Source organism: Megasphaera sp. AF13-6AC, assembly GCF_027685385.1.
Lineage (GTDB): Bacteria > Bacillota > Negativicutes > Veillonellales > Megasphaeraceae > Megasphaera > Megasphaera micronuciformis.
Genome location: NZ_JAQCUN010000316.1, coordinates 1 through 629, shown reverse-complemented (window position 1 = coordinate 629; position 629 = coordinate 1). Strand labels below are relative to the sequence as shown.

Sequence of the window (629 nt, the reverse complement as noted above, 5' to 3'; positions counted from 1 at the left end):
GGTTCGGCTATAAAGAAGGGGCGGAAAATCGTCGTACGACGTATTTCAACAGCTCTTTGGTCTACAATGAACAATACAGACCGATTTATGCACAAGGCGATTATGAAACTTATTTGGATATGAATTCCATATCCACAGATACGGATAAAGACGGCGTTTGGACTTTTACGGCACGGAAACACGAAACCATTATGGAATCGGATATTCTCACCGGTGAAGGCCAAAAAGTGAAGTACCGCGTCGATACGAATAAGAGCAAAGCGTATATTTACGATAAATCGACGAAACAGTGGAATGAACTCACTATGCATTCTACGCCGTCGACGGAACAAATGGCCGACAGTGTTGCTGTTAACTGGGCGTGCCAGCAGCATTTCGGTTACTTCATCGGTGACCTGGGCGGTGCTATGGCAAGATACGCTGCCGATTATAAGGGATAAAAAGTACGGTATGCTTTAGGTTTGGAATTCGGTCGGAGTTTTTTAGCGGCTCCGACCGAATTTTTCTTTTGTAACAGTGATGAAAATCCTTCGTTCTTTACAAATGACCGGTTTATTGCTATACTGAACATGTTTCGTGCGGATGTAATTCAGTGGTAGAATACGAGCTTCCCAAGCTCGGTACGAGGG

At 44.4% G+C, this 629-nt stretch carries 1 pseudogene; it reads left to right on the top strand.

Annotation, left to right across the window (positions count from 1 at the left end):
- Nucleotides 1-440 (top strand): annotated as a pseudogene (locus tag PGX78_RS09110) (hypothetical protein); the annotation flags it as partial.
- Nucleotides 441-629 lie beyond the last annotated feature (189 nt).